25 protein-coding genes are annotated in these 24,807 nt (G+C 54.6%); 13 read left to right on the forward strand and 12 right to left on the reverse strand.

From position 1 onward, the window contains the following. Positions 1-99: 99 nt before the first annotated feature. From pstC to ACJJIT_RS19955, 6 genes are all read left to right on the forward strand, one after another. Positions 100-1,479, forward strand: coding sequence for a phosphate ABC transporter permease subunit PstC (gene pstC, locus ACJJIT_RS19930; protein ID WP_444887595.1), 1,380 nt, complete (start codon positions 100-102; stop codon positions 1,477-1,479). Continuing rightward, positions 1,472-2,758, forward strand: coding sequence for a phosphate ABC transporter permease PstA (gene pstA / locus ACJJIT_RS19935; RefSeq protein WP_444899457.1), 1,287 nt, complete (start codon positions 1,472-1,474; stop codon positions 2,756-2,758). Before pstC ends, pstA begins: the two co-directional genes overlap by 8 nt. 31 nt (positions 2,759-2,789) lie before the next feature. Further along, a complete protein-coding gene (pstB, locus tag ACJJIT_RS19940) occupies positions 2,790-3,668 on the forward strand; it encodes a phosphate ABC transporter ATP-binding protein PstB (RefSeq protein WP_252083913.1) in 879 nt (292 codons plus the stop codon). Positions 3,669-3,693: 25 nt separating this feature from the next. Further along, entirely contained in the window at positions 3,694-4,401 is a 708-nt protein-coding gene (gene phoU / locus ACJJIT_RS19945) for a phosphate signaling complex protein PhoU (RefSeq protein ID WP_252083912.1), read from the forward strand. Positions 4,402-4,488: 87 nt separating this feature from the next. After that, positions 4,489-4,815, forward strand: a complete 327-nt coding sequence (locus tag ACJJIT_RS19950; protein ID WP_444899458.1) for an antibiotic biosynthesis monooxygenase family protein — start codon at positions 4,489-4,491, stop codon at positions 4,813-4,815. A 281-nt stretch (positions 4,816-5,096) separates the two neighbouring features. Next, the gene (locus tag ACJJIT_RS19955; RefSeq protein ID WP_444899459.1) at positions 5,097-5,954 is read left to right on the forward strand and encodes a putative porin; all 858 of its coding nucleotides are present in this window, start codon (positions 5,097-5,099) and stop codon (positions 5,952-5,954) included. Positions 5,955-6,021: 67 nt separating this feature from the next. On the opposite strand, the gene ACJJIT_RS19960 is transcribed toward ACJJIT_RS19955, so the two are convergent. After that, positions 6,022-7,308, reverse strand: coding sequence for a M48 family metalloprotease (locus tag ACJJIT_RS19960; RefSeq protein WP_444899460.1), 1,287 nt, complete (start codon positions 7,306-7,308; stop codon positions 6,022-6,024). A 69-nt stretch (positions 7,309-7,377) separates the two neighbouring features. Here ACJJIT_RS19960 and ACJJIT_RS19965 point away from each other — a divergent pair, with 69 nt between their 5' ends. The 4 genes from ACJJIT_RS19965 (at position 7,378) to ACJJIT_RS19980 (ending at position 9,669) form a co-directional block, all read left to right on the forward strand. Further along, a complete protein-coding gene (locus ACJJIT_RS19965; RefSeq protein ID WP_444899461.1) occupies positions 7,378-7,857 on the forward strand; it encodes a DUF4265 domain-containing protein in 480 nt (159 codons plus the stop codon). 65 nt (positions 7,858-7,922) lie between these two features. Beyond that, entirely contained in the window at positions 7,923-8,699 is a 777-nt protein-coding gene (yaaA, locus tag ACJJIT_RS19970) for a peroxide stress protein YaaA (RefSeq protein ID WP_444899462.1), read from the forward strand. Then, the gene (locus ACJJIT_RS19975; protein ID WP_444899463.1) at positions 8,696-9,307 is read left to right on the forward strand and encodes a DUF938 domain-containing protein; all 612 of its coding nucleotides are present in this window, start codon (positions 8,696-8,698) and stop codon (positions 9,305-9,307) included. The genes yaaA and ACJJIT_RS19975 overlap by 4 nt, the downstream gene beginning before the upstream one ends. Positions 9,308-9,309: 2 nt before the next feature. Further along, entirely contained in the window at positions 9,310-9,669 is a 360-nt protein-coding gene (locus tag ACJJIT_RS19980; protein WP_444899464.1) for a hypothetical protein, read from the forward strand. A 21-nt stretch (positions 9,670-9,690) separates the two neighbouring features. Here the strand turns inward: ACJJIT_RS19980 and phoR are convergent, their stop codons facing one another. From phoR to ACJJIT_RS20000, 4 genes are all read right to left on the reverse strand, one after another. Continuing rightward, positions 9,691-11,022 (reverse strand): phosphate regulon sensor histidine kinase PhoR, encoded by a 1,332-nt coding sequence (gene phoR, locus ACJJIT_RS19985; RefSeq protein ID WP_444899465.1) that lies wholly within the window; start codon positions 11,020-11,022, stop codon positions 9,691-9,693. A gap of 134 nt (positions 11,023-11,156) precedes the next feature. Next, positions 11,157-11,861 carry a phosphate regulon transcriptional regulator PhoB gene (phoB, locus tag ACJJIT_RS19990; protein ID WP_252083902.1) on the reverse strand — a complete coding sequence of 235 codons (705 nt, stop codon included), beginning with the start codon at positions 11,859-11,861 and terminating at the stop codon, positions 11,157-11,159. A gap of 109 nt (positions 11,862-11,970) precedes the next feature. Continuing rightward, positions 11,971-12,813, reverse strand: coding sequence for a 4-hydroxybenzoate octaprenyltransferase (gene ubiA, locus ACJJIT_RS19995; protein WP_444900936.1), 843 nt, complete (start codon positions 12,811-12,813; stop codon positions 11,971-11,973). Positions 12,814-12,876: 63 nt separating this feature from the next. Then, positions 12,877-13,488, reverse strand: coding sequence for a chorismate--pyruvate lyase family protein (locus ACJJIT_RS20000; protein WP_444883213.1), 612 nt, complete (start codon positions 13,486-13,488; stop codon positions 12,877-12,879). A gap of 115 nt (positions 13,489-13,603) precedes the next feature. Here ACJJIT_RS20000 and ACJJIT_RS20005 point away from each other — a divergent pair, with 115 nt between their 5' ends. After that, on the forward strand, positions 13,604-14,920 hold the full coding sequence (locus tag ACJJIT_RS20005; protein ID WP_444883212.1) for a dicarboxylate/amino acid:cation symporter: 1,317 nt from the start codon (positions 13,604-13,606) through the stop codon (positions 14,918-14,920). A gap of 10 nt (positions 14,921-14,930) precedes the next feature. Here the strand turns inward: ACJJIT_RS20005 and recG are convergent, their stop codons facing one another. After that, positions 14,931-17,033 (reverse strand): ATP-dependent DNA helicase RecG, encoded by a 2,103-nt coding sequence (gene recG / locus ACJJIT_RS20010; protein WP_444899466.1) that lies wholly within the window; start codon positions 17,031-17,033, stop codon positions 14,931-14,933. Then, positions 17,012-17,935, reverse strand: coding sequence for a hydrogen peroxide-inducible genes activator (locus ACJJIT_RS20015; RefSeq protein ID WP_252083898.1), 924 nt, complete (start codon positions 17,933-17,935; stop codon positions 17,012-17,014). The genes recG and ACJJIT_RS20015 overlap by 22 nt, the downstream gene beginning before the upstream one ends. A gap of 189 nt (positions 17,936-18,124) precedes the next feature. Here ACJJIT_RS20015 and ACJJIT_RS20020 point away from each other — a divergent pair, with 189 nt between their 5' ends. Together ACJJIT_RS20020 and ACJJIT_RS20025 are read left to right on the forward strand one after the other, a co-directional pair. After that, entirely contained in the window at positions 18,125-18,385 is a 261-nt protein-coding gene (locus ACJJIT_RS20020; RefSeq protein WP_252083897.1) for a GlsB/YeaQ/YmgE family stress response membrane protein, read from the forward strand. A 229-nt stretch (positions 18,386-18,614) separates the two neighbouring features. Beyond that, positions 18,615-19,499, forward strand: coding sequence for an NAD-dependent epimerase/dehydratase family protein (locus ACJJIT_RS20025; RefSeq protein ID WP_444887588.1), 885 nt, complete (start codon positions 18,615-18,617; stop codon positions 19,497-19,499). Between the two features lie 81 nt (positions 19,500-19,580). Here the strand turns inward: ACJJIT_RS20025 and ACJJIT_RS20030 are convergent, their stop codons facing one another. From ACJJIT_RS20030 to ACJJIT_RS20050, 5 genes are all read right to left on the reverse strand, one after another. After that, positions 19,581-19,964 (reverse strand): Rid family detoxifying hydrolase, encoded by a 384-nt coding sequence (locus tag ACJJIT_RS20030; protein WP_444883209.1) that lies wholly within the window; start codon positions 19,962-19,964, stop codon positions 19,581-19,583. Positions 19,965-20,120: 156 nt separating this feature from the next. Next, a complete protein-coding gene (gene spoT / locus ACJJIT_RS20035) occupies positions 20,121-22,238 on the reverse strand; it encodes a bifunctional GTP diphosphokinase/guanosine-3',5'-bis pyrophosphate 3'-pyrophosphohydrolase (RefSeq protein ID WP_252083894.1) in 2,118 nt (705 codons plus the stop codon). A 54-nt stretch (positions 22,239-22,292) separates the two neighbouring features. Beyond that, entirely contained in the window at positions 22,293-22,556 is a 264-nt protein-coding gene (gene rpoZ, locus ACJJIT_RS20040) for a DNA-directed RNA polymerase subunit omega (RefSeq protein ID WP_252086044.1), read from the reverse strand. A 100-nt stretch (positions 22,557-22,656) separates the two neighbouring features. After that, entirely contained in the window at positions 22,657-23,277 is a 621-nt protein-coding gene (gene gmk / locus ACJJIT_RS20045; RefSeq protein ID WP_444899467.1) for a guanylate kinase, read from the reverse strand. Positions 23,278-23,521: 244 nt separating this feature from the next. Next, the gene (locus ACJJIT_RS20050) at positions 23,522-24,766 is read right to left on the reverse strand and encodes a sterol desaturase family protein (protein WP_444899468.1); all 1,245 of its coding nucleotides are present in this window, start codon (positions 24,764-24,766) and stop codon (positions 23,522-23,524) included. Between the last annotated feature and the right edge of the window lie 41 nt (positions 24,767-24,807).

A 24,807-nucleotide genomic window follows, 5' to 3' on the forward strand; every position in this document is an offset into this window, starting at 1 on the left:
CAAGCTCGAGAGGGCTTGGCCGTTTTTATGAAAGCCAAGTGGAAACACAGGGAAAAGTCGGGATAATGCCGACATCGACATTTTTAGCACGGTAATTCAATGCAAACCCCCACACTGTTCGCCCTTTTGCTGCTGTTGATTTTAGTGGCCTACGGTACCGGCTTTAGTCGTGCACTGAGTGCAGCGCGCAGCCGCGGAGGCCTGCGTAATCTGGCCTCACTGCCCAGCTATCACGGATTATTTACCGCGCTTTGGTGTGGTTTACCGGCACTTTTACTACTGGGTGCCTGGCTGATTTTTGACGATGCCATTATTCGCTCTATGGTGATGCACAGCATCGCCGACAAGCCCGATACCATTGCCGGGCAGAACCTGCTCTTTGCACAAATTCAAAACCTCGCCGCTGGCCATTTGGTGGGAGAGTCATCCCCACAGTTACAGTTGGCTGCCGAGCACCTCAGTCAGTTGCGCAATAATTCCAATACTCTACAGGCCTTTTTAAGCCTGGTATTGGCGGTGGGCCTGGGGGCATTTGCACTGTTGCGTTTTTCTCCGGAGCTGCGTGCCCGTGAGAAAGTGGAAAAAGTCCTGAAGGCTATTCTGATTACCTGTGCCTGCGCCGCGATTTTTACCACTGTGGGTATTTTGTTCTCGGTACTGTTTGAGTCGCTGCGCTTTTTCCAGTCGGTGCCAGTGACTGAATTCTTGTTCGGCCTGCACTGGAGCCCGCAGATGGCCCTGCGCGCCGATCAGGTTGGTTCCAGCGGAGCTTTTGGTGCGGTACCCCTGTTTACCGGCACCCTGATGGTTTCCGCAATCGCTATGTTGGTGGCGGTGCCTGTGGGCCTGATGGCCGCTATTTATCTGGCCGAGTACGCCAGCAAGCGCGTGCGCAACGTGGCCAAGCCTATTTTGGAAATTCTCGCCGGTGTACCCACCGTGGTATACGGCTTTTTTGCGGCACTGACTGTTGCCCCATTTATTCGTGACCTGGCCACCTCAATGGGTTTACAGGCCTCCAGTGAGAGCGCTCTGGCCGCTGGCCTGGTGATGGGGATTATGATTATCCCATTTGTCTCTTCATTATCTGACGATGTTATTAATGCAGTTCCGCAGTCCCTGCGCGATGGCGCTCTGGGATTGGGTTCAACCCAATCGGAGACCGTGCGCAAGGTGGTGATTCCCGCCGCCCTGCCGGGAATTGTCGGCGGTGTACTCTTGGCGGTATCTCGCGCAATTGGTGAAACCATGATCGTCGTGATGGCCGCGGGCCTCGCCGCCAACCTGACTGCGAACCCTCTGGATTCGGTCACCACTGTTACCGTGCAAATTGTGACACTACTGGTCGGCGACCAGGAGTTTGACAGTCCCAAGACCCTGGCCGCATTTGCGCTTGGCCTGATGCTATTTATCTCCACTCTGGTGCTGAACTTTATCGCCCTGCATGTAGTGAAAAAATACCGGGAGCAGTATGACTAATCTCACCCAGACGCAGGTTCGTGAGCGCATCGAGAAGCGCCTCGCCAGCCGCCATCGCAAGGAAAAACTGTTTCGCGGGCTGGGCATTGCCAGTATCGCTTTCGGCATACTCGCGGTTGTCATTCTATTCAGCGATATTATCAGCAAGGGTAGCGGCGCCTTTGTGCAGACCGCCATTGAGCTGGAAGTGCACTACGATGCGCAGGTACTCGGTATTGAGACGGTCGATGACGAGAGTCTTGCCTTGGCCAATTTCACCGGGGTGATCCGCGCGGCGTTGCGCGAGCGTTTTCCCTCGGTGACTGGCCGCAGTGACAAGCGTGAGCTCTATAGCCTGGTCTCCTCGGGGGCACCCTTTAACCTGCGTGATCGCCTGGCTGCAAACCCAGAGCTACTCGGTACGAGCGAGAAAGTATGGTTTGCCGCTGACGACGATGTGGATACTTTTGTTAAAAGCCTGAAGGATTCCAAAGAGGGCTTCCGTGGCCGCACATCCGAACAGAAAGCCGGCTGGATCGAACAGTTGCTACAAAGTGGCGAACTAAAGAAGCGTTTTAATACCACTTTCTTTACCAACGGCGATTCGCGCGAGCCGGAACAGGCAGGTATCCGCGCCGCTTTGATGGGCTCGCTGTTTACATTGCTGGTGACTTTGGCGCTGTCTTTCCCAATCGGGGTAGCTGCCGCTATCTACCTGGAAGAATACGCGCCGAAGAATCGTTGGACCGATCTGATTGAGGTGAATATCAATAACCTCGCGGCAGTGCCGTCCATTGTATTCGGCTTGCTGGGGCTGGCGATCTTTATCAACTTTTTTGAGTTGCCGCGCTCAGCGCCTCTGGTTGGCGGTCTGGTACTTACCCTGATGACATTGCCGACAATTATTATTTCCAGCCGTGCGGCGTTGAAAGCGGTGCCGCCTTCGATTCGCGAAGCGGCGATGGGTATGGGTGCCTCGCGTATGCAGGTGGTTTTCCACCATGTATTGCCGCTGGCCATGCCCGGTATGCTCACCGGTGCGATTATTGGTATGGCCCAGGCCCTGGGAGAGACTGCTCCCCTTCTGATGATCGGTATGGTTGCCTTTATTGTGGATGTACCCGGCGGAGTTACTGATCCGGCCACGGTATTGCCGGTACAGATTTTCCTCTGGGCCGACAGCCCAGAGCGCGCCTTTGTGGAGCGTACCTCTGCAGCCATTATGGTGCTGCTGAGTGTATTGATTCTTATGAATACCAGTGCAGTAATGCTGCGCAAGAAACTTGAGCGCCGCTGGTAACAGCGCGGATAATCGGAAAACAGGATTATTTATGAGTACCATGACCCTGGATGCCGCCGGACATTCTGAAGCGGCGCAACCCGAACTGACCGGTGAAAAAATGGCAGTGAGCCAAGCCGAGGTGCGGAAAACAGTGGGCCAGCCCTTCACTGATACCGCCAAGTTACGCATGCGCAATGTGAATGTGTTCTACGGTGAAACCCAGGCTATTCACAATGTGGGCCTGGATATCGGCCGCAATGAAGTTGTGGCGATGATCGGCCCATCCGGTTGTGGTAAGTCCACTTTCCTGCGTTGCCTCAACCGCATGAATGACACCATCGAAGGCTGTCGGGTGGAAGGCGAACTGAGCCTGGATGGCGACCCCATTTATGGTCCCAAGGTAGATGTTGTGCCACTGCGCGCTCGGGTGGGGATGGTGTTCCAGAAGCCCAATCCCTTCCCCAAGTCTATCTATGAAAATGTGGCCTATGGCCCCAAAATCCACGGGATCGCCAGCCGCCGCGCCGACCTGGATGAAATTGTGGAAAACAGCCTGCGCCGCGCCGGCCTCTGGGATGAAGTTAAGGACCGTTTGGACAAGCCGGGCACCGGCCTGTCTGGCGGTCAGCAGCAGCGTCTGTGTATCGCCCGAGCCATTGCCGTGAGCCCGGAGGTTATCCTGATGGATGAGCCCTGCTCCGCCCTGGACCCTATTGCCACTGCGCGTATTGAGGAGCTGATCGATGAGCTGCGCGAGAACTACACTATTGCCATCGTGACCCACTCCATGCAGCAGGCGGCCCGCGTTAGTCAGCGTACGGCTTACTTCCACCTGGGGCACCTGGTTGAAGTCAACGATACAGAGACCGTGTTCACCAATCCGGAGCACGAACTAACCGAAGCCTACATTACCGGCCGCTTCGGCTAAGCCAATCTTGCTCCGAGGGATAACTATGGAAATGCACTTCGATCAGCATATCTCCCGCCAGTTCAATGAGGACCTGGAGGGAATCAAGACCGAGATGTTGGAAATGGGCGGCATGGTCGCCCGCCAAGTAGCCGATGCCGTCGATGCTCTGTCGAATGCCGACAGCCAGCTCGCCGAGGAAGTCCTGCGCGTCGAAGAGGAAATCGACAAGTGCGAGATGGCCCTGGACGAGCACGCGACTTTAATAATCGCCAAGCGCCAGCCCGCCGCTTCGGATCTGCGTATGGTGATGTCGGTAACCCGTATCGCCCGCGACCTGGAACGTATCGGTGACGAGGCCAGCAAAATCGCGAAAATGGCGATTGCCCTGACCGATGAGGGCACCTCACCGCGCGGCTATACCGAGATACGCCATCTGGCAAATGCTGTACGCAAAATGCTCAACGACGCCCTGGATGCCTACACTCGTTTCGATGTGGAGTCCGCATTGCGCACCCTCGCCGAGGATGAACAGGTGGACATGGATTACCGCACTGCCGTCCGCGAGCTGGTGACTTATATGATGGAAGATCCGCGCAGTATTTCCCGTGTAATCAATGTGCTGTGGACACTGCGCTCACTGGAGCGTATCGGTGACCACGCCAAGAATATTTGTGAGCAGGTGGTCTACCTGGTGGAGGGGGCGGATATTCGCCACGGCCACGAGAGGAATTTGAATTTAAGGAAATCCTGAGTTTCCTCAGCCAAAGAAAGGTCGCTCATAGCGGCCTTTTTTATTGCAGGCAGATTTTAAGAACTTGAAATATTTAGAGGCTTGGCGATGAAATATATTTTTGAAGTTCAAATCAAGGAAGGTTTCACAGCGGAAGAATATGCCGATGCCTGGGTACGTGCGTCTCAGTTAATTCAGCGGGCACCTGGGGCTATGGGCACGGAACTTTTGCAAAAGATCGGTGACGAAAATAGCCTCATAGCGATAGCCACTTGGCACAGTAAAACAGAACGCGATGCTATGCAGGCTAAACATACGTTAGCGATTGATGAAATTATTCAAAACGTGGCTCCTTTTGTGGGAATACGACCTTTAGGAGAGTTTAAAGAATTTAGAGAAGTAGTAGCTTCTTCTACTGATGATGAACTTTCTTAAGAATGCTTTGTCAGAGCTGAATAGAAGCTGAATAAATTATTTTTTAAAAAATAAAAACTGTAAATTTTACTCGGTCATTGAATAAGCATTTAAAGTACTTGATTACGGATAATTACATCTAGGCTAGCCGCTTTTTATTCTATCTAACCTCTGTTCTCACTCCCTTCGTCGCAAAGTCTTCTCAAACTGACTTTGTGTAATTAACTGTTGTTGCGGACAAAAAATCTTTTGTTACAATCCGCAGCCCAATTTGGATCCCTACGTTAACGAAGGATTTTGATATGAGATTCAAGCTCGCAGCTCTTCCCCTGATGCTTCTTGCAGCTACTGCAACTGCTGAGGAGTACAACTCTATTTCTACACTTGGATATTCCAATCTTGATTTTGATAGTGCTGATGGAAATCAGTTCGGTGCAGAAACGACTTACTACTTTGGCGGTAAAGAGGCACTAGGACCGCTTAAAGAATTTGAATATATTAATAAAGTTAGCAATGTTTCGGCAGCATTTCTTCACTACGATGTAGAAAGTGAAGACCTTGATAATTTTGCATTTGCAGGTGAATACTTTGCTGATAATGGCTTAGTATTCGGTGCTAATATTACAGAAGTAGACGATAGTGGCGTAAACAAGTTAACACTTGGGTACTTTTTCACCCCCAACTTTCTGGTAGAAGCGTCTCATGTTGATACTGACGAGGAAGACAAAACTTTAGTTGAAGCTCGTTATAATTATCAGCTAAGTGGTACCGATTATATCGGTTTTGATTTTGCAACAGATGATGACTTCGATGTTCAGGTGTTCTCTTCTAAGTACTTTACGAGCTTAGGCGGTAATCAATACCTAGCCGCTGAACTTGCCTATGCCAATATTGATAATGGTGATGATTACTGGCAAGTTGGTACAGATTACTACTTCACTTCAAATACGTCCTTTGGTGTAAAGTTTGATGAGAACGATGACTATAAGGTAGCCTTTTCACACTTCTTTAGTAGAAATATCGCTGTTGAGGCCGCTTATAGCACTATCTTTGCGGAAGGTATGAACTTGCGCAGCTTTGGTAATGAAGCCTATGCCGCTGGTGCAGATTTCGATGTAGACATTGATAAATTTGAGCTAGGCTTGACTGTTCAGCTGTAATTAATAGCTAAATAAAAGGGCTACTTATAAGTAGCCCTTTTTAATCGATTTTTAGGAGAAATTGGGCTTAAGCTTTTCCAGTCAATGCCTGTATCCGCGCCTGCGCCTTAGTGCCTATTTCTCCCCCTGCCCCGGCTGCTGTCTCGTAGTGCTTGAAAGCGCTTTGCTTATTCCCCTGCTTTTCATACACCTCGCCCAAATAGAAGTGTGCGTAAGCTGTTTCCAAATAACGTAGAGAACGGTTTAAGTCCCTCTCCGCAGCAGTGTAATTTTTAAGTTGCGCACTAGCCATGCCGCGTTTTAACCAGTGGGAAAATAGTGCAGGATTTTTCTGTACGGCACGGTCGTAGGCCTGGTGGGCTTTATCAAATTGTTTTTTCTGGGCGAGCAAATCTCCTTCCAGAGCGAAGAAAGAGGCTTCTTTTGGTTGTTGCTTCTGTGCCTTTCGTATCAAATTCAGTGCCGTACCAAACTGCTTTTTATTGGCTGCTTTTATGGCACCATCATAATTTTCATAGGCATCGGCATCGCGTTTTAGTTGTGCTATGGCCTTTTGATAGGCATCGCGGTTGGTGACCCCGTTCTTGGGTAGGGATTTACTGTGCTCGATATTGGCGCTGACGCGGGACTGTGATGGGGGGTGGCTGGCGAAGAGGGCTTCCAGGCCGTTGCTCTGCTGCCCTTTGGAGAGTTCGACGAATTTGCGCTGCAGTCGCACGGCGCCCTGGGGGGCATAGCCGGCGGCAGCCATATATTTCATGCCGTATTCGTCGGATTCCAGTTCGTTGCCGCGCCCGTAGCGGGCGATATAGGCAGAACCTCCCAGCTGGCTGCCAGTAGAAATAAGGTCCGCATAGGCGGAATCTTTGGTGGCCGCACCGAGTACAGCCAGTCCGGCTCCGAGCACCTGCTGTTGTGACATGGCGGTGGCGGAGTGGCGGGCGGCGGCATGGACAATCTCGTGGCCGAGCACAGCGGCCAATTCTGCCTCATCCTCAAGCAGGACCAGCAGGCCCCGGTTAATGGCGATTTTGCCACCGGGAAGTGCCCAGGCGTTGGGAACGGAGTTATTCAATACCACAAATTCGTAGGGCAGCTGCGGCTGGTCTGAGAATCTTGCCAGCTTTTGCCCGACCCGGTTCACATATTCCTGCAAATTGGGATCTATGGTGTACTGACCGCCCTGTTGTTGCTGGTTAATAGGGTATTGCTGCTGCCCTAAGTTCAATTCCTGCTGGGCCGATACCAGAGAAAACTGTTGCTCTCCGGTCACTGGATTGGTGACACAGCCACTGATAATAGAGGTTGCCGTCAACGCCACTGCGGCGAAGAAAGCCTGGTTACACGAGATCATTGCTTGCCTCCCTGTATAATGCCGATTATTCAACGATCACCCATTGTACACAGTCGGGGAATAGAGGTTATGACGGCACTTCAGGTAATAGAGTTATTTGCGGGCACCAACCCCGATGGCGAGCCGGTGGTAGAGCGCTTACAGGTACGAGTCAATGAGGACGACAGTTGCCAGCTGGTACGTTCTCCCGCATTTATTAAAGGCATCGCCAGTGGCGATTGCATTAAAGTGGATAAAGATACCCAGCAATTTGAGCTGGTTAAGCGCTCCGGTAATCTGGCGATCCGTATTTTCTGTCGCGGCGATAGTGCCGAACTCTCCGACCGCTTGAGCCCGCAGCTGGAAAAACTTGGAGGAGAGCTGGATCTGGAAGTTCCGCGCATGCTGGTTTACAGCATCCATGTCAGCTGTGGTTTCGATAAGATTGAGGAAATTCTCAATAGTATCTGTGATGGTGCCAACAGTGCTTGGTACTACGGCAATGTCTACGATCCGAAGGATGGCCAAACACCCCTCAACTGGTGGCAGGATATATTGAAGCCCGAATAGAGCAGTGCCCCGATCCTAGCGGTTGGGTTCAAATAGAAAGCGAAGCAGCACAAGTAAGGCACCCGATGTTAATAGTGATTTCTCCAGCCAAGACGCTGGATTACGAGAGCGAAATACCCACACTGGAAACCACTCAGCCAGACTTTCTCAAGGAGTCAGCGGCATTAATTGGCGAACTGCGTGATCTGAGCCCACAGCAAATCTCCAGCTTGATGAAGATTTCCGACAAGCTCGGTGTGTTGAATTACGACCGCTTTCAAGACTGGAAACGCCCTTTTACAAATAAAAATGCGCGCCCAGCTCTACTCGCCTTTAAGGGGGATGTTTATACCGGCTTGGCCGCTGAAACTATGGGCAAGCGCGATTTCAGTTATGCGCAAAAGCATTTGCGAATGCTCTCCGGTCTCTATGGCCTGTTGCGCCCGCTGGACCTGATGCAACCCTACCGCCTGGAAATGGGCACCAGGTTTGAAAACAGCCGCGGTAAAAATCTGTATGAATTTTGGGGAGAGCAAATTACTGAGACGCTCAATGCCCAGTTGCATGCGCTGAAGAGTCGGGAATTGGTCAACCTTGCCTCTAATGAGTACTTCAAGGCGGTAAAGCCCAAGGCGCTCGATGCAGAGGTCATTACCCCTCATTTTAAAGATCTAAAAAATGGTCAGTATAAGATGATCAGCTTCTTTGCCAAGAAAGCGCGGGGCATGATGAGCCGCTGGGCGATTGAGCAGCGGGTGAAGAAAGCGGAGGAGCTTAAGGGCTTTGATGTGGCTGGCTATACCTATAACTCGGGCATGTCCAATGAGCGCGACTGGGTTTTCACTCGGGATGAGCAGCAATGAGCGATACCAGCCTGCCGGATGCACCGGCTTGTGCGCGTAATCGCGATCCAATTCTTACTCAACTGCGCCGCCTGCTGGATGGTAGCCATAAGGTATTGGAGGTGGGGAGCGGCACAGGCCAGCACGCGGTCTTTTTTGCACCGCGCCTGCCCCACTTAATTTGGCAGACCTCGGAGCGGACGGAAATGCTGCCCGGTGTGCGAGCTTGGTTGGCGAGTGCGCCTGCACAGAACTTGCGCGAACCTCTGACTCTGGATGTCGATGCGCCCTGGCCAGCGCTGAATTTCGATGCGGTGTTTACCGCGAATACCCTGCATATTATGTCGAGGGAGTCAGTACAGCGATTCTTTCACAAACTGCACACTCTGTTAGAACCCAATGGCTTGCTGGTTGTATATGGACCCTTCAAGATTGATGGCAGTTTTATCGGGCCCAGCAATGCGGATTTCGATACCTACCTCAAAGAGCGCAACCCCGATAGCGGTATCCGTGATCTGGAGTGGTTGGATCAATTGGCCAGTGATGTCGGCATGCGTCGGGAAGAGCTAAATTACCTGCCAGCGAACAATCAGCTGGTCGTTTGGCGTAAATACGATAACAAGGAGTGATTATGCCCGTTTGGTTTGAAGTGTCTGTTGTTGTAGCGTTTGCCATTGCTGCTGTATTTTTTTTCGCCAAATATCGTGAAACTGCTGCAGCCCTGCATGAAAGTGAGCGCATGAAAACGCGTCTCTCCAATGATCTGAATCGCTATAAAGATGTGCCGCGGCTGCGCGCTCTGCGCGATGCCTTGGTGGGAAACAAGCCTCTGCCTGTGGATGACAATGGCAATGAGCATCTGTTGTTAAGAGATGGGGATTTAAAGTTGCACCACCTGATCCTGCGCCGGGAGAGCACCCCGGTGCACGATGAAGAAGAGACCACCTACATCAAAAATGGTGAGCCGGTAAAGCTGCCGGAATTTGAATAGTTTTATCATTGAGGGGGTGGATTAGGAATCCGCGCCCTCGGTCTCCATTAGTTCCCGGGAGGGGCTCTCTTTCAGCTTGGTAGAGGGGAAGTGCAAGGTGAAAGTACTGCCCTGGGCTGGGACACTGTGCACGCTCATTTCCGCACCGTGGCGCAACAGTACATGCTTGACGATAGCCAGGCCCAATCCCGTGCCGCCGCTGTCGCGGGAGCGGCCGGGGTCTACCCGGTAAAAACGTTCGGTAAGGCGCGGGATGTGAAGCGGGTCTATACCGATACCCTGGTCCCGCACACTGAAGTGACCGCCATCGTTATCCTGCCACCAGCGCAGTTGTATCTCCCCGTTCCCCGGGCTGTATTTCACCGCATTGAGCGCCAAGTTGGCGAAAGCGCTGTGTAGCTCGCTGGCATCGCCGCGGATACTGTAATCCCCTTCGCACGCCACACTGATCTGGTGACGGTCGCCGCTAAAGCTGCGCGCCTCACGGGCAACTCGCTCCATCAACTCGCGCACATCTACAGAGACGTCACCCGTTTTTCGTTCTGACGTTTCCAGGCGTGCCAGAAGAAGCAGGTCGTTGACCAAGGTGGTCATACGTGCCGCCTGCTCCTCCATCTGAACCAGCGGGCGCCGCCAGGCAGGGGGGGCCATATCGCTGTTCTGTAGGGTTTCCAGGTAGCCGGCGATTACGGTAAGAGGAGTGCGCAACTCGTGAGAAACGTTGGCGACAAAATCGCGGCGCATCTGCTCGAGATTGTGCAAGCGGGTGATATCGCGAACGATCACCAGGGCCTCATCCTTGCCGTAGCGGGTCACTTCCAGTTGCAGGTGCAGGGCTTCATTACCCGGCGCGGGCAAGGTCAGCGGTTCGCGGGGGCTGTTGTCCTCGCTGTGCATATAGCTGACAAAGCCAGGGTCGCGCACAAAGTTCACCAGGGACTGCCCCTGATCGCTAGATTGCAGGCCGAGCAGCTCGCCGGCGGCGGGGTTCCACCAGGCGAGGTGGTCGCCATTTTCCAGGGCTACAATGCCTTCGCGCAGAGCGCTGGTGCTGTCCTGAACACGTCGTAACATGACATGCAGCTTTTGCTTCTCACGGCGGTGACGGCGCTGCATACGGTAGAAGTCGTCATAGATTTCACCCCAGATACCAAAAGCAGTGGGAGCGGGGCCGCGGCGGCCATTGGCCAGCCAGCGATTGAAGCGGTGCTGCTGCCACAGCACTGAGAGTAGGTAGGCTGCCAGCCCTAAAATCAGGGTGAGCGACCACTCGGACGTGGTGAAGCCGAGGGTCAAGCAGCCCAGAGCAATAATTAAGAAGCGCGAAAATTCGCCAATACTGCGATCCAACATAGCCTTGCCGTGTTACCTGGCAGTTGTCGGGAGGGCTGATGTCCACCCCCGCACTTAATACATCTTAGAAACCCGGTCCTCTGTGGGAGTGACCAATGGTTACCGCGGGAGTCAGTGCCGATCTTTGAAGATTGTCACACTTTTTCGGCAGTTTGCACAGAAAATCGATAGCCGGTGCCGCGCACTGTCTGGATATAACGGTCGTGACCGTCAAGTGCCAGGGCTTTGCGCAGGCGGCGGATGTGTACGTCGACGGTGCGCTCCTCCACATAGACATTGCCACCCCAGACGTGATCCAGCAGCTGGGTGCGTGTGTAGGCGCGTTCCTGGTGAGAGAGGAAGAAAGTCAGCAGGCGAAATTCAGTAGGCCCCATATCCACCGGCTGTCCCTTGATGGTGACCCTGTGGCTTAGAGGGTCCAGTACCAGATCGCCGGCGCTGAGGGGGTCTTCAGGGGTGGCCGGGCCGGCGCGGCGCAGTACCGCCTTGAGGCGCGCCACCAACTCGCGGGGGGAGAAGGGCTTGGTGATATAGTCGTCGGCGCCCGTCTCTAACCCTTTGATTTTATTGTCTTCTTCGCCTTTGGCGGTGAGCATGATGATGGGCACCGCGGTGGTCAGCTCATCGCGCTTAAGTCGGCGGGCCAGCTCTACTCCGGATACATCGGGTAGCATCCAGTCTAGAAGAATAAGGTCTGGCTTTTCGTCGATGACTAAGGCGTGGGCCTCCTGGGCGTTTTCCGCCTCCAGGCAACGGTAGTCTGCCATTTCTAAAGCCACCCGCAGCATATCGCGTACAGGGGCTTCGTCGTCGACAATCAGGATCGTTTTACTGTGCATTTGGCTGCCATATCCGCTCTGTTGTCAGAAGTTCCCGGTTATGGCCGAGGATTAAACGGGATTTATATGACAAATATATGACGGTTATGCCTGAACTCCCAGACCTGGATCAATTGAAGAGGTAATGCAGGAATATTCCGGCAAAAAACACCAATCCTACCCAGTTGTTGTGGAGAAATGCCTTGAAGCAGGCCTCTCTCTCCCGGTTGCGAATCAGCCATTGCTGGTAGGCGAAAAGTGCGGCTATAGCTGTAACTGCCAAGTAGTAAATGGCGCCGAGGCCGAAGCGCTGGCCGATCAACACCAGTGCCATTAGAACCAAAAGCTGCAGAGCGGCGGTCATGGCTCTGTCCATTTCCCCGAACAGAATTGCCGTGGATTTAACCCCGATTTTTAGGTCGTCATCCCGATCTACCATGGCGTAAAAAGTGTCATAACACAGGGTCCACAAGAGGTTGGCGACATAGAGAAGCCAGGCCTGTGGAGGGACTTCGTCAGTCACCGCGGCGAAGGCCATGGGGATCCCCATACTGAATGCTGCGCCCAATACGACTTGAGGCAGGTGAGTGTGCCGCTTGGCGAAGGGGTAGCAGAAGGCCAATGCCAGCGCTGGCAATGACAATAAAATCGTTAGCTGATTGGTGGTGAGCACCAGCAGAAAAGCTGCGAAGCTGAGCCCGGCAAAGAGGCCCAGAGCCGCCTTGGGGGTAACGCTGCCGGTGGCCAGGGGGCGCGTGGCGGTGCGCTTAACATGGCCGTCAATCTCTCGGTCGGCGAAGTCATTTACCGCGCAGCCGGCCGCACGCATCAGGATGACGCCCAAAGTGAACACTGCAAATAGGTGCAGCCCTGGCCAGCCCCCCGCCGCAAGCCATAGTGCGGCCCAAGTGGGCCACAAAAGTAATAGGGAGCCAATGGGCCTATCCATACGCGCCAATTGCCAATAGGGCATTGCGGCGGGCCAGCGCGCGGCGATTTGTTGGCTAATCACGGTGGCTAATCTCCCTGTATTTGATTATTGGTTTGCGGGGACTGCAGGTGGGCCATCGGGGCAGAACTGCGATAAAAAAGCCTCTGCGACCAAGAGGGGCTTGCCCCGCAGCCAAAAAATTGAGCGGCGCCCCCAGGCACTGTCGCCGCCGTCGCAGAGTCCTTGAGCCTGCAAGTCGGGGTTGCGCCGCAATTGGTTGAATTCTATTTCGCCTCGGCGAATCCCTGGTTCGCTGAACAGCAGCTCCCCCAGAGGGCGGTCGTCGAGACTGCGTAAGTTACGGGACTTGCCCTGCAGGCTGCGCAGGGGCAGGACACTGCGTGCGTAAACCCAGGGTTGGCCACACCCTATCAGTAGTACCTCCCGCACCAGGGCGCGGCTGTGCCGATTTAAATTGAGCGCGCGGCATTCCTCCGCTCGGGGTAGCTGCCAGCTCTGACCGAGTACCCGCACACTGAAATCCCCTCCACTCAGTTGCTTCAGTGCAGCGGTGAGCGAACCGGTGTATGCCAGCCACGGCATCAGGTTTTCAGGTGGTTGGGACTGTGCCGATTCAAACGGCCGCCCCCGCCAATCGCCCGCAGGTACAAATGGAGACTGGTGCAACGATAACTCCGCAGTCGGTAAAAAGGGCATTGTACCCTGCCCACTGGCGGCTGGCGCCACCCCGTTGGATTTTTGCTCACCGGGGCGGCAATGGATATAGTGCTCCCTTTAATGAAAACAATGAATTTATAAAGAGAAGCTTGTTATGGGGCTTACGACCAAAATTCTGCTGGGGATGATCGCGGGTATTGGGTTGGGAATCCTGATCAATATCCTGAACATGAGCCAATTGCTCGGTGAGGGTGTTACCAACGCAATCAACCTCTACCTGACAGGTGGCCTGTTTGACATTATTGGGCGAATTTTTATCGCCTCTCTGAAGCTGATGGTGGTGCCGTTGGTGTTGGTTTCTCTGATCAGTGGTGCCTGTGCCCTGTCTGAAGGAAGCCGGATCGGTCCGTTGGCGGGTAAAACTGTGCTGCTCTATATGCTGACAACGGCTATCGCTATTACCCTGGCCCTGTGCATGGCACTGATCTTCCAGCCTGGGGTAGGTGTGAGCGAGGCTGCTGCTGCGGCAACGTCTTCTTTCCAACCAAAAGAATCTCCCCCACTTTCTGAAGTGCTGGTAAATATTTTTCCCACCAACCCGGTCGCAGCCATGGCCGAGGGCAATATGCTGCAAATTATCGTGTTTGCTCTATTAATGGGCTATGCGATCTCCCGCTGCGGCGAGCCAGGGAAGCGCATTGCAGCTTTCTTCAACGATCTCAATAGCGTTGTACTGCGCATGGTGGGGGTGTTGATGGTGTTTGCTCCCTACGGAGTTTTTGCCCTGTTGGCGAAAACTTTTGCAGGTTTGGGCTTAGAAGGCTTACTGCAACTGGGTAAATACTTCCTGGTGGTACTGGCAGCCTTGATTATTCATGCACTGGGCGTCTATTCGATTCTACTGAAGCTGTTGAGTGGCCTAAAGCCCCTTGAGCTGCTGAAAAAGATGCGTCCGACGATGATTTTTGCTTTTAGTACAGCTTCCTCGGCAGCAACCATACCGGTAACCCTGGCGACAGTTGAGAAGCGCTTAGGTGTGGACAACAAGGTGGCTGCTTTCACAGTCCCCTTGGGTGCAACCATCAATATGGATGGCACCGCGATTATGCAGGGTGTGGCTACGGTCTTTATCGCTCAGTTCTTTGGTATTGAGATCGGCTTGACCGGCTTCCTGACTGTGATCCTGACAGCAACCCTGGCTTCTATTGGTACTGCCGGGGTGCCCGGAGTGGGCCTGATTATGCTCGGTATGGTGCTGCAGCAGGTGGGACTGCCGCTGGAGGGGATTGCCATTGTGATCGGCGTAGACCGCCTGCTGGATATGGTGCGCACCGCAGTGAATATCACCGGGGATGCGGTGGTGAGCAGTGTGGTGGCGAAGAGTGAAGGCGCCTTGGACGAGGAGACTTACTACGACGCCAATTACAAGAGTGTCAGCATCAACGACAACAGTACAGTAGGCGCCCACTAGGGCGTTCTCTTCAAGCCTCGGCGAAACGAGGCTTGTTTTGTAACCAGCGCTTAATTAGCTGCTGTCGCATCCCTTCCGTCAAGTGTGGGGATATGGCTATTTTTTGCACTTGTGGCAGCAGTTCCGCATCCCGCTGTAGATCTGCGATACGGTGTTGGATCTCTCCAGTCTGGCGGGTGCCGAGAATTTCCCCTGGTCCGCGCAGACGCAGGTCTTCCTCAGCGATGGCGAAGCCGTCGCTATGCTGACGCAGCGCCTGTAGGCGCGCCCGTCCATTTTGTGACAGCGGTGTACCGTAGAGCAGCACACAGTGACTGGCTATGGAGCCGCGCCCAACCCGACCGCGCAGCTGGTGCAGCTGGGCGAGGCCCAGGCGCTCTGGGTTTTCGATAATCATCAGACTGGCGTTGGGAACGTCTACCCCCACCTCGATCACCGTGGTTGCCACCAGCAGGTCTACCTCACCAGCTTTGAAGGCGCTCATTACCTGCTCTTTCTGCTCCGGCTTAAGGCGCCCGTGTACCAGGGCCACACGCGCCCCGTCGAGCATCTCCACTAATTCCTCGGCGGTGGACTCTGCGGCCTGAGCCTGCAGGCTCTCGGATTCCTCAATCAGAGTGCAGACCCAATAGGCCTGGCGCCCCTCGGCGATGGCACTGTGCACTCTTTCCATCACCTGGTCGCGACGGTCGTTAGAGATCGCCACGGTGTTGATAGGCTGGCGACCGGGAGGCAGCTCATCAATGATGGAGCAGTCCAGATCGGCAAATGCGGACATAGCCAGGGTACGGGGGATCGGGGTGGCGGTCATAATCAACTGGTGCGGCTGTAACCTGCCGGTGGCACCGCTGGCGGCGCCCTTCTCGCGCAGCTGCAAACGCTGGCGCACCCCGAAACGGTGTTGCTCGTCGATAATCACCAACACCAGGTTATGGAACACTACACCCTCCTGGAAGAGTGCGTGGGTGCCTACCACCAGCTGCGCCTCGCCACTGGTAATTTTGCCCAACTGCTCGCGGCGCTCGGCGGCTTTTAAGCTGCCGGTAAGTTGCGCTACCTGTACGCTGAGAGGCTCAAGCCAGTTACAGAAATTGATTCTATGCTGCTCGGCGAGAATCTCTGTCGGCGCCATCACCACCACCTGAGCACCAGCGCCGATGCCTTTGAGGGCAGCCATGGCCGCTACCAGGGTTTTACCGGCGCCGACATCTCCCTGTAGCAGGCGCATCATGGGGAGGTCCTGGGCGAGGTCTTCGGCGATCTCCTCACAGACTCTTTGCTGTGCACCGGTGAGCGAAAATGGCAGGCGCGAGAGGAAATCTCTCTCCAGAGATTTGTTTGTGGGCAGTGGCGGTGCCGCAACTCTTGCGCTGTTGCGCCGCAATTCCAGCAGGCTCAAATGGTGCGCGAGCAGCTCTTCCAGGGCCAGGCGCTGTTGTGCGGGGTGTGTGCCGGCGGCGAGTTTTTCCAACTGGGTGCCGGCAGGTGGCGAGTGCAAATAAACCAGGGCTTCACTCAGGGGGTAACGCAATGGCTTTGGTAGTAAATCTGCAGGGAGCAGTTCGGTCACGGCTCCACTGCGCAGGAGCTCCACGGCTTGCTGCATCAGACCGCGCATACGCCCCTGGCTGACGCCCTCGGTCAGGGGGTAAACCGGTGTCAGGGTTTCCTTGGTAGTGGCGTTTTCGCTGCCGACAACTTCAGTCTCGGGATGGTAGAGTTCCAGGCCGGCGGCGCCACGCCGCGCCTCGCCGAAGCAACGCAGGCGTACGCCGCGGGCAAAGCGGTTTTTCTGCGCAGCAGAAAAGTGGAAAAAACGCAGAGTGATACTGCCGCTCATATCCTGAAGCTTGACTACCAGACTGCGTCGGCGGCCGAAAACTACATCGGCGGCAGTTACCTCGCCCTCAATAACCGCATCCATCCCGGCAGTGAGCCCGGCCACCGGCACCACCCGGGTGCGGTCCTGATAGCGCAACGGCAAGTGGAACAGCAGGTCTTGCAGGGAGTGGATATGCAGTTTGGCCAGGACCTGGGCAAACTTGTCTCCTATCCCTTTGAGGTTGGTAACCGGCTGATCTGCAAGGTTGTTTATGGCTCGATCAGATGACACTGGCTTATGGCCTCACGCAATATATCGATAGCTCGGTGGCGTGGAAAGCTGGCACGCCAAGCCAATGCGACGGTGCGCCGGGGCCCCGGTGCCTTGAAGGGGCGTGTTTCCAGCAGCCCGCTGGCATATTGCGAAGCAGTGGCAGCGGAGAATGGCAATACGGTGATACCGAGACCCGAGGCCACCATGTGTCTCAGGGTTTCCAGCGAACTGCCATCGGCGGCTGTGCGAATGCCTCCACCACCGCTCTCCTTCTCCATAGTGACCTGCAAGTGTGGGCAGGCCTCTAGCACTTGGTCGCGGAAGCAGTGGCCCTCCCCAAGCAACAGCACATTATCTTTGGTGAGCTGCTCGGGATCTATGAATTCCTGCTGGGCAAGGGGGTGCCCAGCCGGCATCAATACCACGAAAGGTTCGTCATAAAGTGGTTGGGTGACCACATCGGGCTCGGTGAATGGCAACGCGATAATGATCGCATCCAGCTCGCCCTTGCGCAGGCGTTGGCGCAGAGTGGCGGTGTAGCCCTCTTCTACGTAGAGAGGCATATCTGGGGCCAGGTGCTGTAGCTGCGGAATAAAGTGCGGAAACAAATAGGGGCCGATAGTAAAAATCGCCCCGACCGAGAGGGGGCTCGCCAGTTGGTCCTTACCGGCGCTGGCGATGTCTTTAATAGCGGCAGACTGTTCCAGTACCAGTTGGGCCTGGGCGACGATACGCTCCCCCAATGGCGTGGCCTGTACCCGGGTTTTGGAACGCTCGAAAAGGGCGACGCCCAGCTCTTTCTCCAGCTTTTTTACTGCGATAGACAGGGTCGGTTGGCTGACGAAGCAGCGCTCGGCGGCGCGGCCGAAATGCTGTTCCTGAGCGAGAGTGACGATGTAGCGCAGTTCATTGAGAGTCATGGTAAAGACAATTAAGCGATAGTATTTGATAGCTATTATTCATAAATAATAGCTGCTGACCACACCCTAGCGCTAAGCTGTCACCTCAGGCACAAAGTTGGGAAAAATTACCAATTGTGGACGGCTTTATGGAATTGAGGCGCAAAATTTTGCTATATCTTATGAGGGCCAACAGAATGGAGAAACGCCATGGGAGTTTTATCCTGGATTATTCTCGGACTGATTGCCGGCGCCTTAGCCAAATGGATCATGCCAGGTAAAGACCCAGGTGGTTGGATAGTCACAATGGTGATTGGCATTATCGGTGCCTTCATCGGTGGTTGGCTTGGTGCCCTGATTGGATTCGGTGGCCCCGTGACCGGTTTCGGATTTGGCGACATAATAACAGCCACCATTGGTGCGATTATCTTTCTCGCTGTCTACCGCCTACTCAAAGGGCGCGGTAATTAGTTCAATACCAGAGCGGCAGATGGAATGGTGAGGCGTGAAAGTGCCTCGCATCGTTATTCATGGATGGCAAAACCGCAATCGTTTGCGGATTTTTTTTGGCGCACCGTTTAATAGTTAATAAATAAGACTAGGGACTTCTCATCTGAGGAGTTCTGCGGGACGCAACAGCACAATATCAAGGGAATATGGCAGTCGACGCTGTCCCAGGCGCAAGATTGTCGGGAACTATATGACACAAAAAGAGAAGCTTTGGATCCTTGGGTGTGGTGATCTGGGGGCGCGCCTCGCTCTAAATATAGATCGCAAGCAGTACAGTGTTTACGGCATGCGACGCAACCCTCTGGTGGCTCTGGCGAGTAAGCGCAGAGCGGATGCGGTTAATTGGCGTCGGGGGGATGCCACCAAGGTGGGGGATATCGAGCGCCTGCTGACGGATGGTGCCGATATCGTCCTCGCCACATTTACTCCGGATGAACATACCCCTGGCGGTTATCAGCGCGCTTACGTGGAAACCGCGCGGGCTTTGGGTGAGGCCATTTCACGCCTGCCAAAACCGCCGCGCTTAGTGATATGGGCATCTTCAACCCGCGTGTATGGCCAGAGCGGTGATGATTTTCTTGATGAGCAGACGCCTCCTGCACCTAGTGGTTTTCAGGGAGAGGCGCTGCTCGCGGCGGAGGAGATCATACGCTCGGCGATTCCCGGGGTCTGTATTGTACGATTTGCCGGAATTTACGGTCCGGGGCGTGACCGCTTGCTCTCCCAGGTACGCGCCGGTCGCTGTGCTCCGCCCCAGCCCCCCCAGTTCAGTAATCGTATTCATGTGGACGATTGCATTGGCTTTTTGTTGCACCTGGTTGAAAGGCACAAGCAGGGTTGGATACCAGAGCCGCTGTATATCGGCGCCGATAGTAAGCCGGTCCCCATGTATGAACTACAGCAGTGGCTGGTGAAGGCTATGGGCTATACCAGCGCCCATTTGCGTGAGATTGTGCAGACCAGCGAACGCCGCTCGAAAAAACTCAGTAATCAGCGCTTGCTCGCTAGTGGTTACCAGCTCAAGTATCCCGATTACAAAGTGGGCTACAGTGCGCTATTGGAAGCGGAAGGCTGACAGCGGCAAATCTACGAGAGAGAAATCTAGAAATGCAGTGCCGGGCGGAAGTCCGGCACTGCAGGCTGGCGCTCTGCTGGGTTAAGGCACCATCACCCCCTCGGCTTCAAACTGGGCACCAAGCGGCAGCTCCTTAACGACCACCGTGGCACGCGCTGGGTAGGGCTCCTGAAAAAACTCCGCCATCACCTCATTCACTGCGGCAAAGTTGTTGCTGTCGGTGATGTAGAGATTGAGCTTCACAATATGCTGGAGCGATCCATCCGAGGCCTCACAAACGGCTGCAAGGTTGCGGAAAACCTGGTGGGCCTCATCGACAAAACCACCGGAAACCATCTGCTGAGTCTCGGGATCCAGTCCTATTTGCCCGGACAGGTATACCGTATCGTTGACCTTTACCGCCTGGGAGTAGGTACCGGCTGCTGCCGGAGCCTTGTCTGTTTTGATAATTGCGCGGTTGGGCATTGGGCACTCCATTACTTATTGCTATTTGTTGCGGAAAGCCAGTAAATATAGCGCGCTTTTGTAGTGAATGGCAGCGAAGCCATAGGCCAAAAAGCGGAGTAAAAGCTCGCTCTCAGTGAGTCGATAATTAGCTCGCCAGAACGATATCCAAGTATCTTACGGGCGCGAGATACGGATCACCGACGGCAGGTTACGCAGCCTTTTCATGACTCTTGCCAGATGAATACGGCCACTGACCTCTAATGTGAGGGAAATTACGCTGTTATGGGCGTCTTTTTCATCCACATTAATCTGCTCGATACTGGCCCCCTCTTCGGTAATACGGGTGGCCAGGCGCGCGATAATGCCGCGCTCGGACTCCACTTCCACCCGAACATCCCCGAGGAACTCTCCGCGTACGTCTGGGGACCAGTTTACCAGCATCAGGTTTTCCGGGTGTTCGCGGAATTCGTTGGTATTGCGGCAGGTATCCCGATGTACCACTACGCCTTTGCCGGAGCTGATATGGCCGATGATGGTATCCCCCGGAATGGGGCGGCAGCACCGGGCGAAACTGATCATCATGCCCTCCTGGGCATCAATGGTCAGTGGCGAGGAGATATTGCTCGCTTCCGCCTCTTCACTGTGTGCGGGAGCCAACAGCTTGGCCGCCGAGAAGGCGACTTTGTTGCCGAGGCCTATCTCCTCCAGCAATTTCTCCAGAGTGGCACACTTGGCTTCCTGCAGACCTTTTTCCAGTTGCTCCGGTGTCAGTTCTTCCAGGCGGGTATTAAATTTACCCAGGGCCTTTTCGAGCAGGCGCCGCCCCAGAGTAATGGAGTCGTGGTGGCGCTGATGTTTGAGGAAGTGTCGAATGGCGCTACGGGCTTTGGCGGTTACAACAAAGTTGAGCCAGTTTGGGTTTGGCTGAGCATTTTTACGGGTGAGAATTTCCACCTTTTGCCCGCTGGCCAGCGGCTGTGACAGGGGCGCCAAGCGCTGGTTGATCCGCACGGCCACACAGGAGTTGCCGATATCTGTATGCACTGAGTAGGCGAAATCCACGGCGGTGGCACCGGCGGGCAGGTCGACAATCTGCCCTTTAGGGGTGAATACATAGACCTCGTCGGGGAAGAGGTCGATCTTAACGTTCTCAATAAACTCCAGGGAGTCGCCGGCACGCTGCTGCATCTCCAGCAGGCCCTGTACCCAGCGGCGTGCACGTACCTGGCTAGTACCACCAGTGTTGATCACCTCATCGCCGGAAGCCTTGTACAGCCAATGGGCGGCGATACCGCTATTGGCCATTTCGTCCATTTCCTTGGTGCGAATCTGCACCTCGATAGGCACCCCGTGCATTCCCAGCAGCACTGTGTGTAGTGACTGATATCCATTGGATTTGGGGATGGCAACATAATCCTTGAATTCGGAGATGACGGGTTTATAGAGGCTGTGCATTACGCCCAACACCCGGTAGCAGGTGTCCACGCTGTCCACGATGATGCGGAAAGCGTAGACATCCATGATCTCTTTAAAGGATTTCTTCTTGGCGCGCATCTTTTGGTAGATGCTGAATAGGTGTTTCTCTCGACCAATCACCAGGGAGCTGATTCCTTCACGCTGCAGGCGCAGCTCAATGGCGTTCTGGATCTGCTCCAGCAGTTCCTTGCGATTGCCGCGCGCGGCTACCAGAGCGGCACGCAGTCGGCTGGCGCGCAGTGGGTGGATCGCAAAGAAGGATCGGTCCTCAAACTCGATACGCACATCGTTCATACCCAGGCGGTGGGCAATGGGTGCGTAGATTTCCAGGGTTTCGCGAGCGATGCGCTGGCGTTTTTGTGGCTTGAGTGCGCCGAGGGTGCGCATATTGTGCAAGCGGTCGGCCAGCTTGACCAAAATCACGCGGATATCGCGCGCCATGGCCAGAGCCATTTTCTGGAAGTTTTCCGCCTGTTTTTCCGCGGCGCTGTCTGTCTCAAACTGGGTCAGTTTGGATACACCGTCGACAATATCGGCAACCTCGCCACCAAACTGCTCCTCCAGTGCGGCTTTGGGGATTCCGGTGTCTTCGATCACATCGTGGAGCATGGCAGCAGCCAGGCTCTCGTGATCCATATGCATGCCAGCGAGAATTGTGGCCACCGCCAGAGGGTGGGTCACATAGGGTTCACCGGAACGTCGCTGCTGACCGTCGTGGGCTTGTTCCGCGTAGAAATAGGCGCGACGGACTATTTGGATTTGCTCGGGAGGCAGGTATGAGGAGAGGCGGTGGGCCAGACTATCGATGGTGTGCAATGCCGCGCGCGCCTCTCGTAAAACTCATAAACTCTAGGTCAGAACAGATCGAAATCAGATTTCCTGGTCGGATAGATAGGCCGGGGCTGCCATGGGTGCCGGGGCCTCTTCACGATCTGGCTGGTCGAGAATGCTCGCATCAACCAGGCCCTCTTCGATTTCACGCAGGGCGATAACCGTGGGTTTGTCGTTCTCTTCTGGAACCATCGGATCCTGTCCGCCGGTGGCAATCTGGCGGGCGCGCTTACTACCCACGATAACGAGTTCGAAGCGGTTGTCGACGTGCTCCAGGCAATCTTCAACGGTGATACGTGCCATAAACTTTCGGTTCCATTCACTGTGCCCGGGTGGGCGAATTCTGTTCGGGGGACCGGTTATTTTACCGGACCGGGGAGTGTACGCAATTCGATCAACCGGCTCAATGGCGCAACAGTGCCTGCAACAGTTCACCGTGGCGTTTCTGTTGCTTTTCCAGGCGTTGGCGCTGGGCGGTGAAGATGGAGCCAAGCTCTATTAGGGCCTGCTCGAAATCGTCGTTAATCACCAGATAGTCGGCTTCCACGTAGTGGGTCATTTCATCAATGGCCTGATCCATACGACGCTCGATCACACTTTCGTCGTCCTGGCCTCGACCTGTGAGGCGTTCGCGCAGGGCCTCCTGAGAGGGCGGCAAAATAAAAATACCGACGGTCTCTGGGTGCAGACGGCGCACCTGAGCGGCACCCTGCCAGTCAATTTCCAGGATTACATCGCGGCCACCAGCGAGAATTTCCTCGATACTGCCCTTGGAAGTACCGTAGTAATTATCACCGTATACCTGAGCGTGCTCGAAGAAGGCATCTTGCTCAAGCATTGCCAGAAACTCCTCGCGCGACACGAAGTGGTAATCGACACCGTTGACCTCGCCCGGACGCATTGAACGGGTGGTATGGGAGATAGAAACGGTGACCTGACTGTCGCTATCCACCAGTGCTTTGACGAGACTGGTTTTCCCAGCGCCGGAGGGGGCGGATACGGTATAGAGGGTTCCTGTTTGCACAACTGATCCTGTTCGGGGGCAAAGCGCGCATTATAACCGAAGCCGTTACCTGAGCGGTGACTGGCAGTTGCGCAATTCCAGGAAAAAGGAGGAGGAAAAGGCTAAACCCCGGCCGGAATTGGGGGGTAAGTGTTGGGAGTTTCAGGAGGCGCTATAAACTGCCTTCTGAGCCCGGCCGGGATCGCCCAGCGGGAGATCACTCGATCACCACCAACATCCTGCAATCGAGGTTCACTCCTTGTTGCTAATCGCAAACGACAGCGACTGTATCCTCTTTGCAAGTGATTGCCAACCACCCCCAGGCCAGAGCGCTGATCGCAATATAAGCGCTAAAAATTGGGACAAATTGTGTGTTTAACATCGGCAGCACCCCGCAGTAGAGGGCCAGGCGCAAGGGTTCCAGATATTTGGTCAGTGGATGGTTATCGAGAATTCGCCCATTGACTACCAGGCCAAAAACCAACAGTGCTACTGCCCCCAGCAGTAAGGGAATCTCCAGGCTCTGGTAGTACCACAGGAGTGCCAGGGTGGCGGCGGAATAGCACAGGTGCTGGCCCAGCGCGTAGTTGCGCCGGGCCCGATGAATCTGTGGGTTGTAACGCTGGAAAGATTTCAGATTGGTGGAGGGGACTGGCATTGCCGCTTCAGCATCTGCGGGACGATAGCCGGTGGGGCGGAACCAAAGGGTAAATTTGTCCCACCAGTTTTTTGTATACCAGGCGTCTTGCGCCATGCGTTTCAGATGTTGCAGATTTGCCGCCAGAGGATCGAAGGTATTAAGGGGTTTGCGCACACCGTAAATACAGGGCTCCCCCTCCAGCTCCTCTTGATAGGTACCAAACAGGCGGTCCCATATAATCAGGATTCCGCCGTAGTTTTTATCTACGTACACCTTGTTCTGCGCATGGTGTACTCGGTGGTTAGAGGGGGTAATCAGCAACCATTCCATCCAGCGGATTTTGGGAATTTTTTGCGTGTGTACCCAGAATTGGTAAATCAGATCTATGGCTCCGGCCATGATCACCATTTCCGCTGGCAAGCCAATTAGCAGCAGGGGTAAATAGAATACCCAATCCAACTGCAGCCCACCGCTAGACTGGCGCAAGGCAGTGGTGAGGTTGTAGTCCTCGCTCTGGTGATGCACCAGGTGTTCCGCCCAGAACACGTTGACCTCATGGCAGATGCGGTGCTTCCAGTAATAACAAAAATCGTAGGCGAGTACAGCTAGCGCCAGGTGCCAGCCATTACTCATGGACCAGTCGAAGCCGACTGCTTGGTAGTAAGGCTGCAGCAGCTGGTATAGCGGGATATAAATGACTAGAAATAGGCTTTTATAAGTAAGCCCAAGTATGCGGCTTAGGATACCCGTACTCAAATTTCCCAGGGCATCGTTGAGGCGGTAAAGCCCCCAACCTTTCCAGCGGTCCAGTGCGAGTTCTGTGAGTACGGCGATCAGGAAAAAAGGGATGGCGAAGGTAATCAGATCCACGGTGACCTCTTATTGTTATAACTCGATACCGTTTCTCTTGA

This window comes from Microbulbifer mixtoriginis (SeqCode) (genome assembly GCF_052467515.1).

Coding starts and splice junctions, on each gene's coding strand:
- ACJJIT_RS20015 (WP_252083898.1), bottom strand. CDS start 17,935: ATGACTCTCAATGAACTGCGCTACATCGTCACTCTCGCTCAGGAACAG.
- phoB (WP_252083902.1), bottom strand. CDS start 11,861: ATGCACAGTAAAACGATCCTGATTGTCGACGACGAAGCCCCTGTACGC.
- rpoZ (WP_252086044.1), bottom strand. CDS start 22,556: ATGGCACGTATCACCGTTGAAGATTGCCTGGAGCACGTCGACAACCGC.
- ACJJIT_RS19955 (WP_444899459.1), top strand. CDS start 5,097: ATGAGATTCAAGCTCGCAGCTCTTCCCCTGATGCTTCTTGCAGCTACT.
- phoR (WP_444899465.1), bottom strand. CDS start 11,022: ATGTTGGATCGCAGTATTGGCGAATTTTCGCGCTTCTTAATTATTGCT.
- pstC (WP_444887595.1), top strand. CDS start 100: ATGCAAACCCCCACACTGTTCGCCCTTTTGCTGCTGTTGATTTTAGTG.
- ACJJIT_RS19950 (WP_444899458.1), top strand. CDS start 4,489: ATGAAATATATTTTTGAAGTTCAAATCAAGGAAGGTTTCACAGCGGAA.
- ubiA (WP_444900936.1), bottom strand. CDS start 12,813: ATGCCCTATTGGCAATTGGCGCGTATGGATAGGCCCATTGGCTCCCTA.
- ACJJIT_RS19980 (WP_444899464.1), top strand. CDS start 9,310: ATGCCCGTTTGGTTTGAAGTGTCTGTTGTTGTAGCGTTTGCCATTGCT.
- ACJJIT_RS19960 (WP_444899460.1), bottom strand. CDS start 7,308: ATGATCTCGTGTAACCAGGCTTTCTTCGCCGCAGTGGCGTTGACGGCA.
- ACJJIT_RS20020 (WP_252083897.1), top strand. CDS start 18,125: ATGGGAGTTTTATCCTGGATTATTCTCGGACTGATTGCCGGCGCCTTA.
- ACJJIT_RS20005 (WP_444883212.1), top strand. CDS start 13,604: ATGGGGCTTACGACCAAAATTCTGCTGGGGATGATCGCGGGTATTGGG.
- ACJJIT_RS19965 (WP_444899461.1), top strand. CDS start 7,378: ATGACGGCACTTCAGGTAATAGAGTTATTTGCGGGCACCAACCCCGAT.
- ACJJIT_RS20030 (WP_444883209.1), bottom strand. CDS start 19,964: ATGCCCAACCGCGCAATTATCAAAACAGACAAGGCTCCGGCAGCAGCC.
- phoU (WP_252083912.1), top strand. CDS start 3,694: ATGGAAATGCACTTCGATCAGCATATCTCCCGCCAGTTCAATGAGGAC.
- pstB (WP_252083913.1), top strand. CDS start 2,790: ATGAGTACCATGACCCTGGATGCCGCCGGACATTCTGAAGCGGCGCAA.
- pstA (WP_444899457.1), top strand. CDS start 1,472: ATGACTAATCTCACCCAGACGCAGGTTCGTGAGCGCATCGAGAAGCGC.
- ACJJIT_RS20000 (WP_444883213.1), bottom strand. CDS start 13,488: ATGCCCTTTTTACCGACTGCGGAGTTATCGTTGCACCAGTCTCCATTT.
- yaaA (WP_444899462.1), top strand. CDS start 7,923: ATGTTAATAGTGATTTCTCCAGCCAAGACGCTGGATTACGAGAGCGAA.
- ACJJIT_RS20025 (WP_444887588.1), top strand. CDS start 18,615: ATGACACAAAAAGAGAAGCTTTGGATCCTTGGGTGTGGTGATCTGGGG.
- ACJJIT_RS19975 (WP_444899463.1), top strand. CDS start 8,696: ATGAGCGATACCAGCCTGCCGGATGCACCGGCTTGTGCGCGTAATCGC.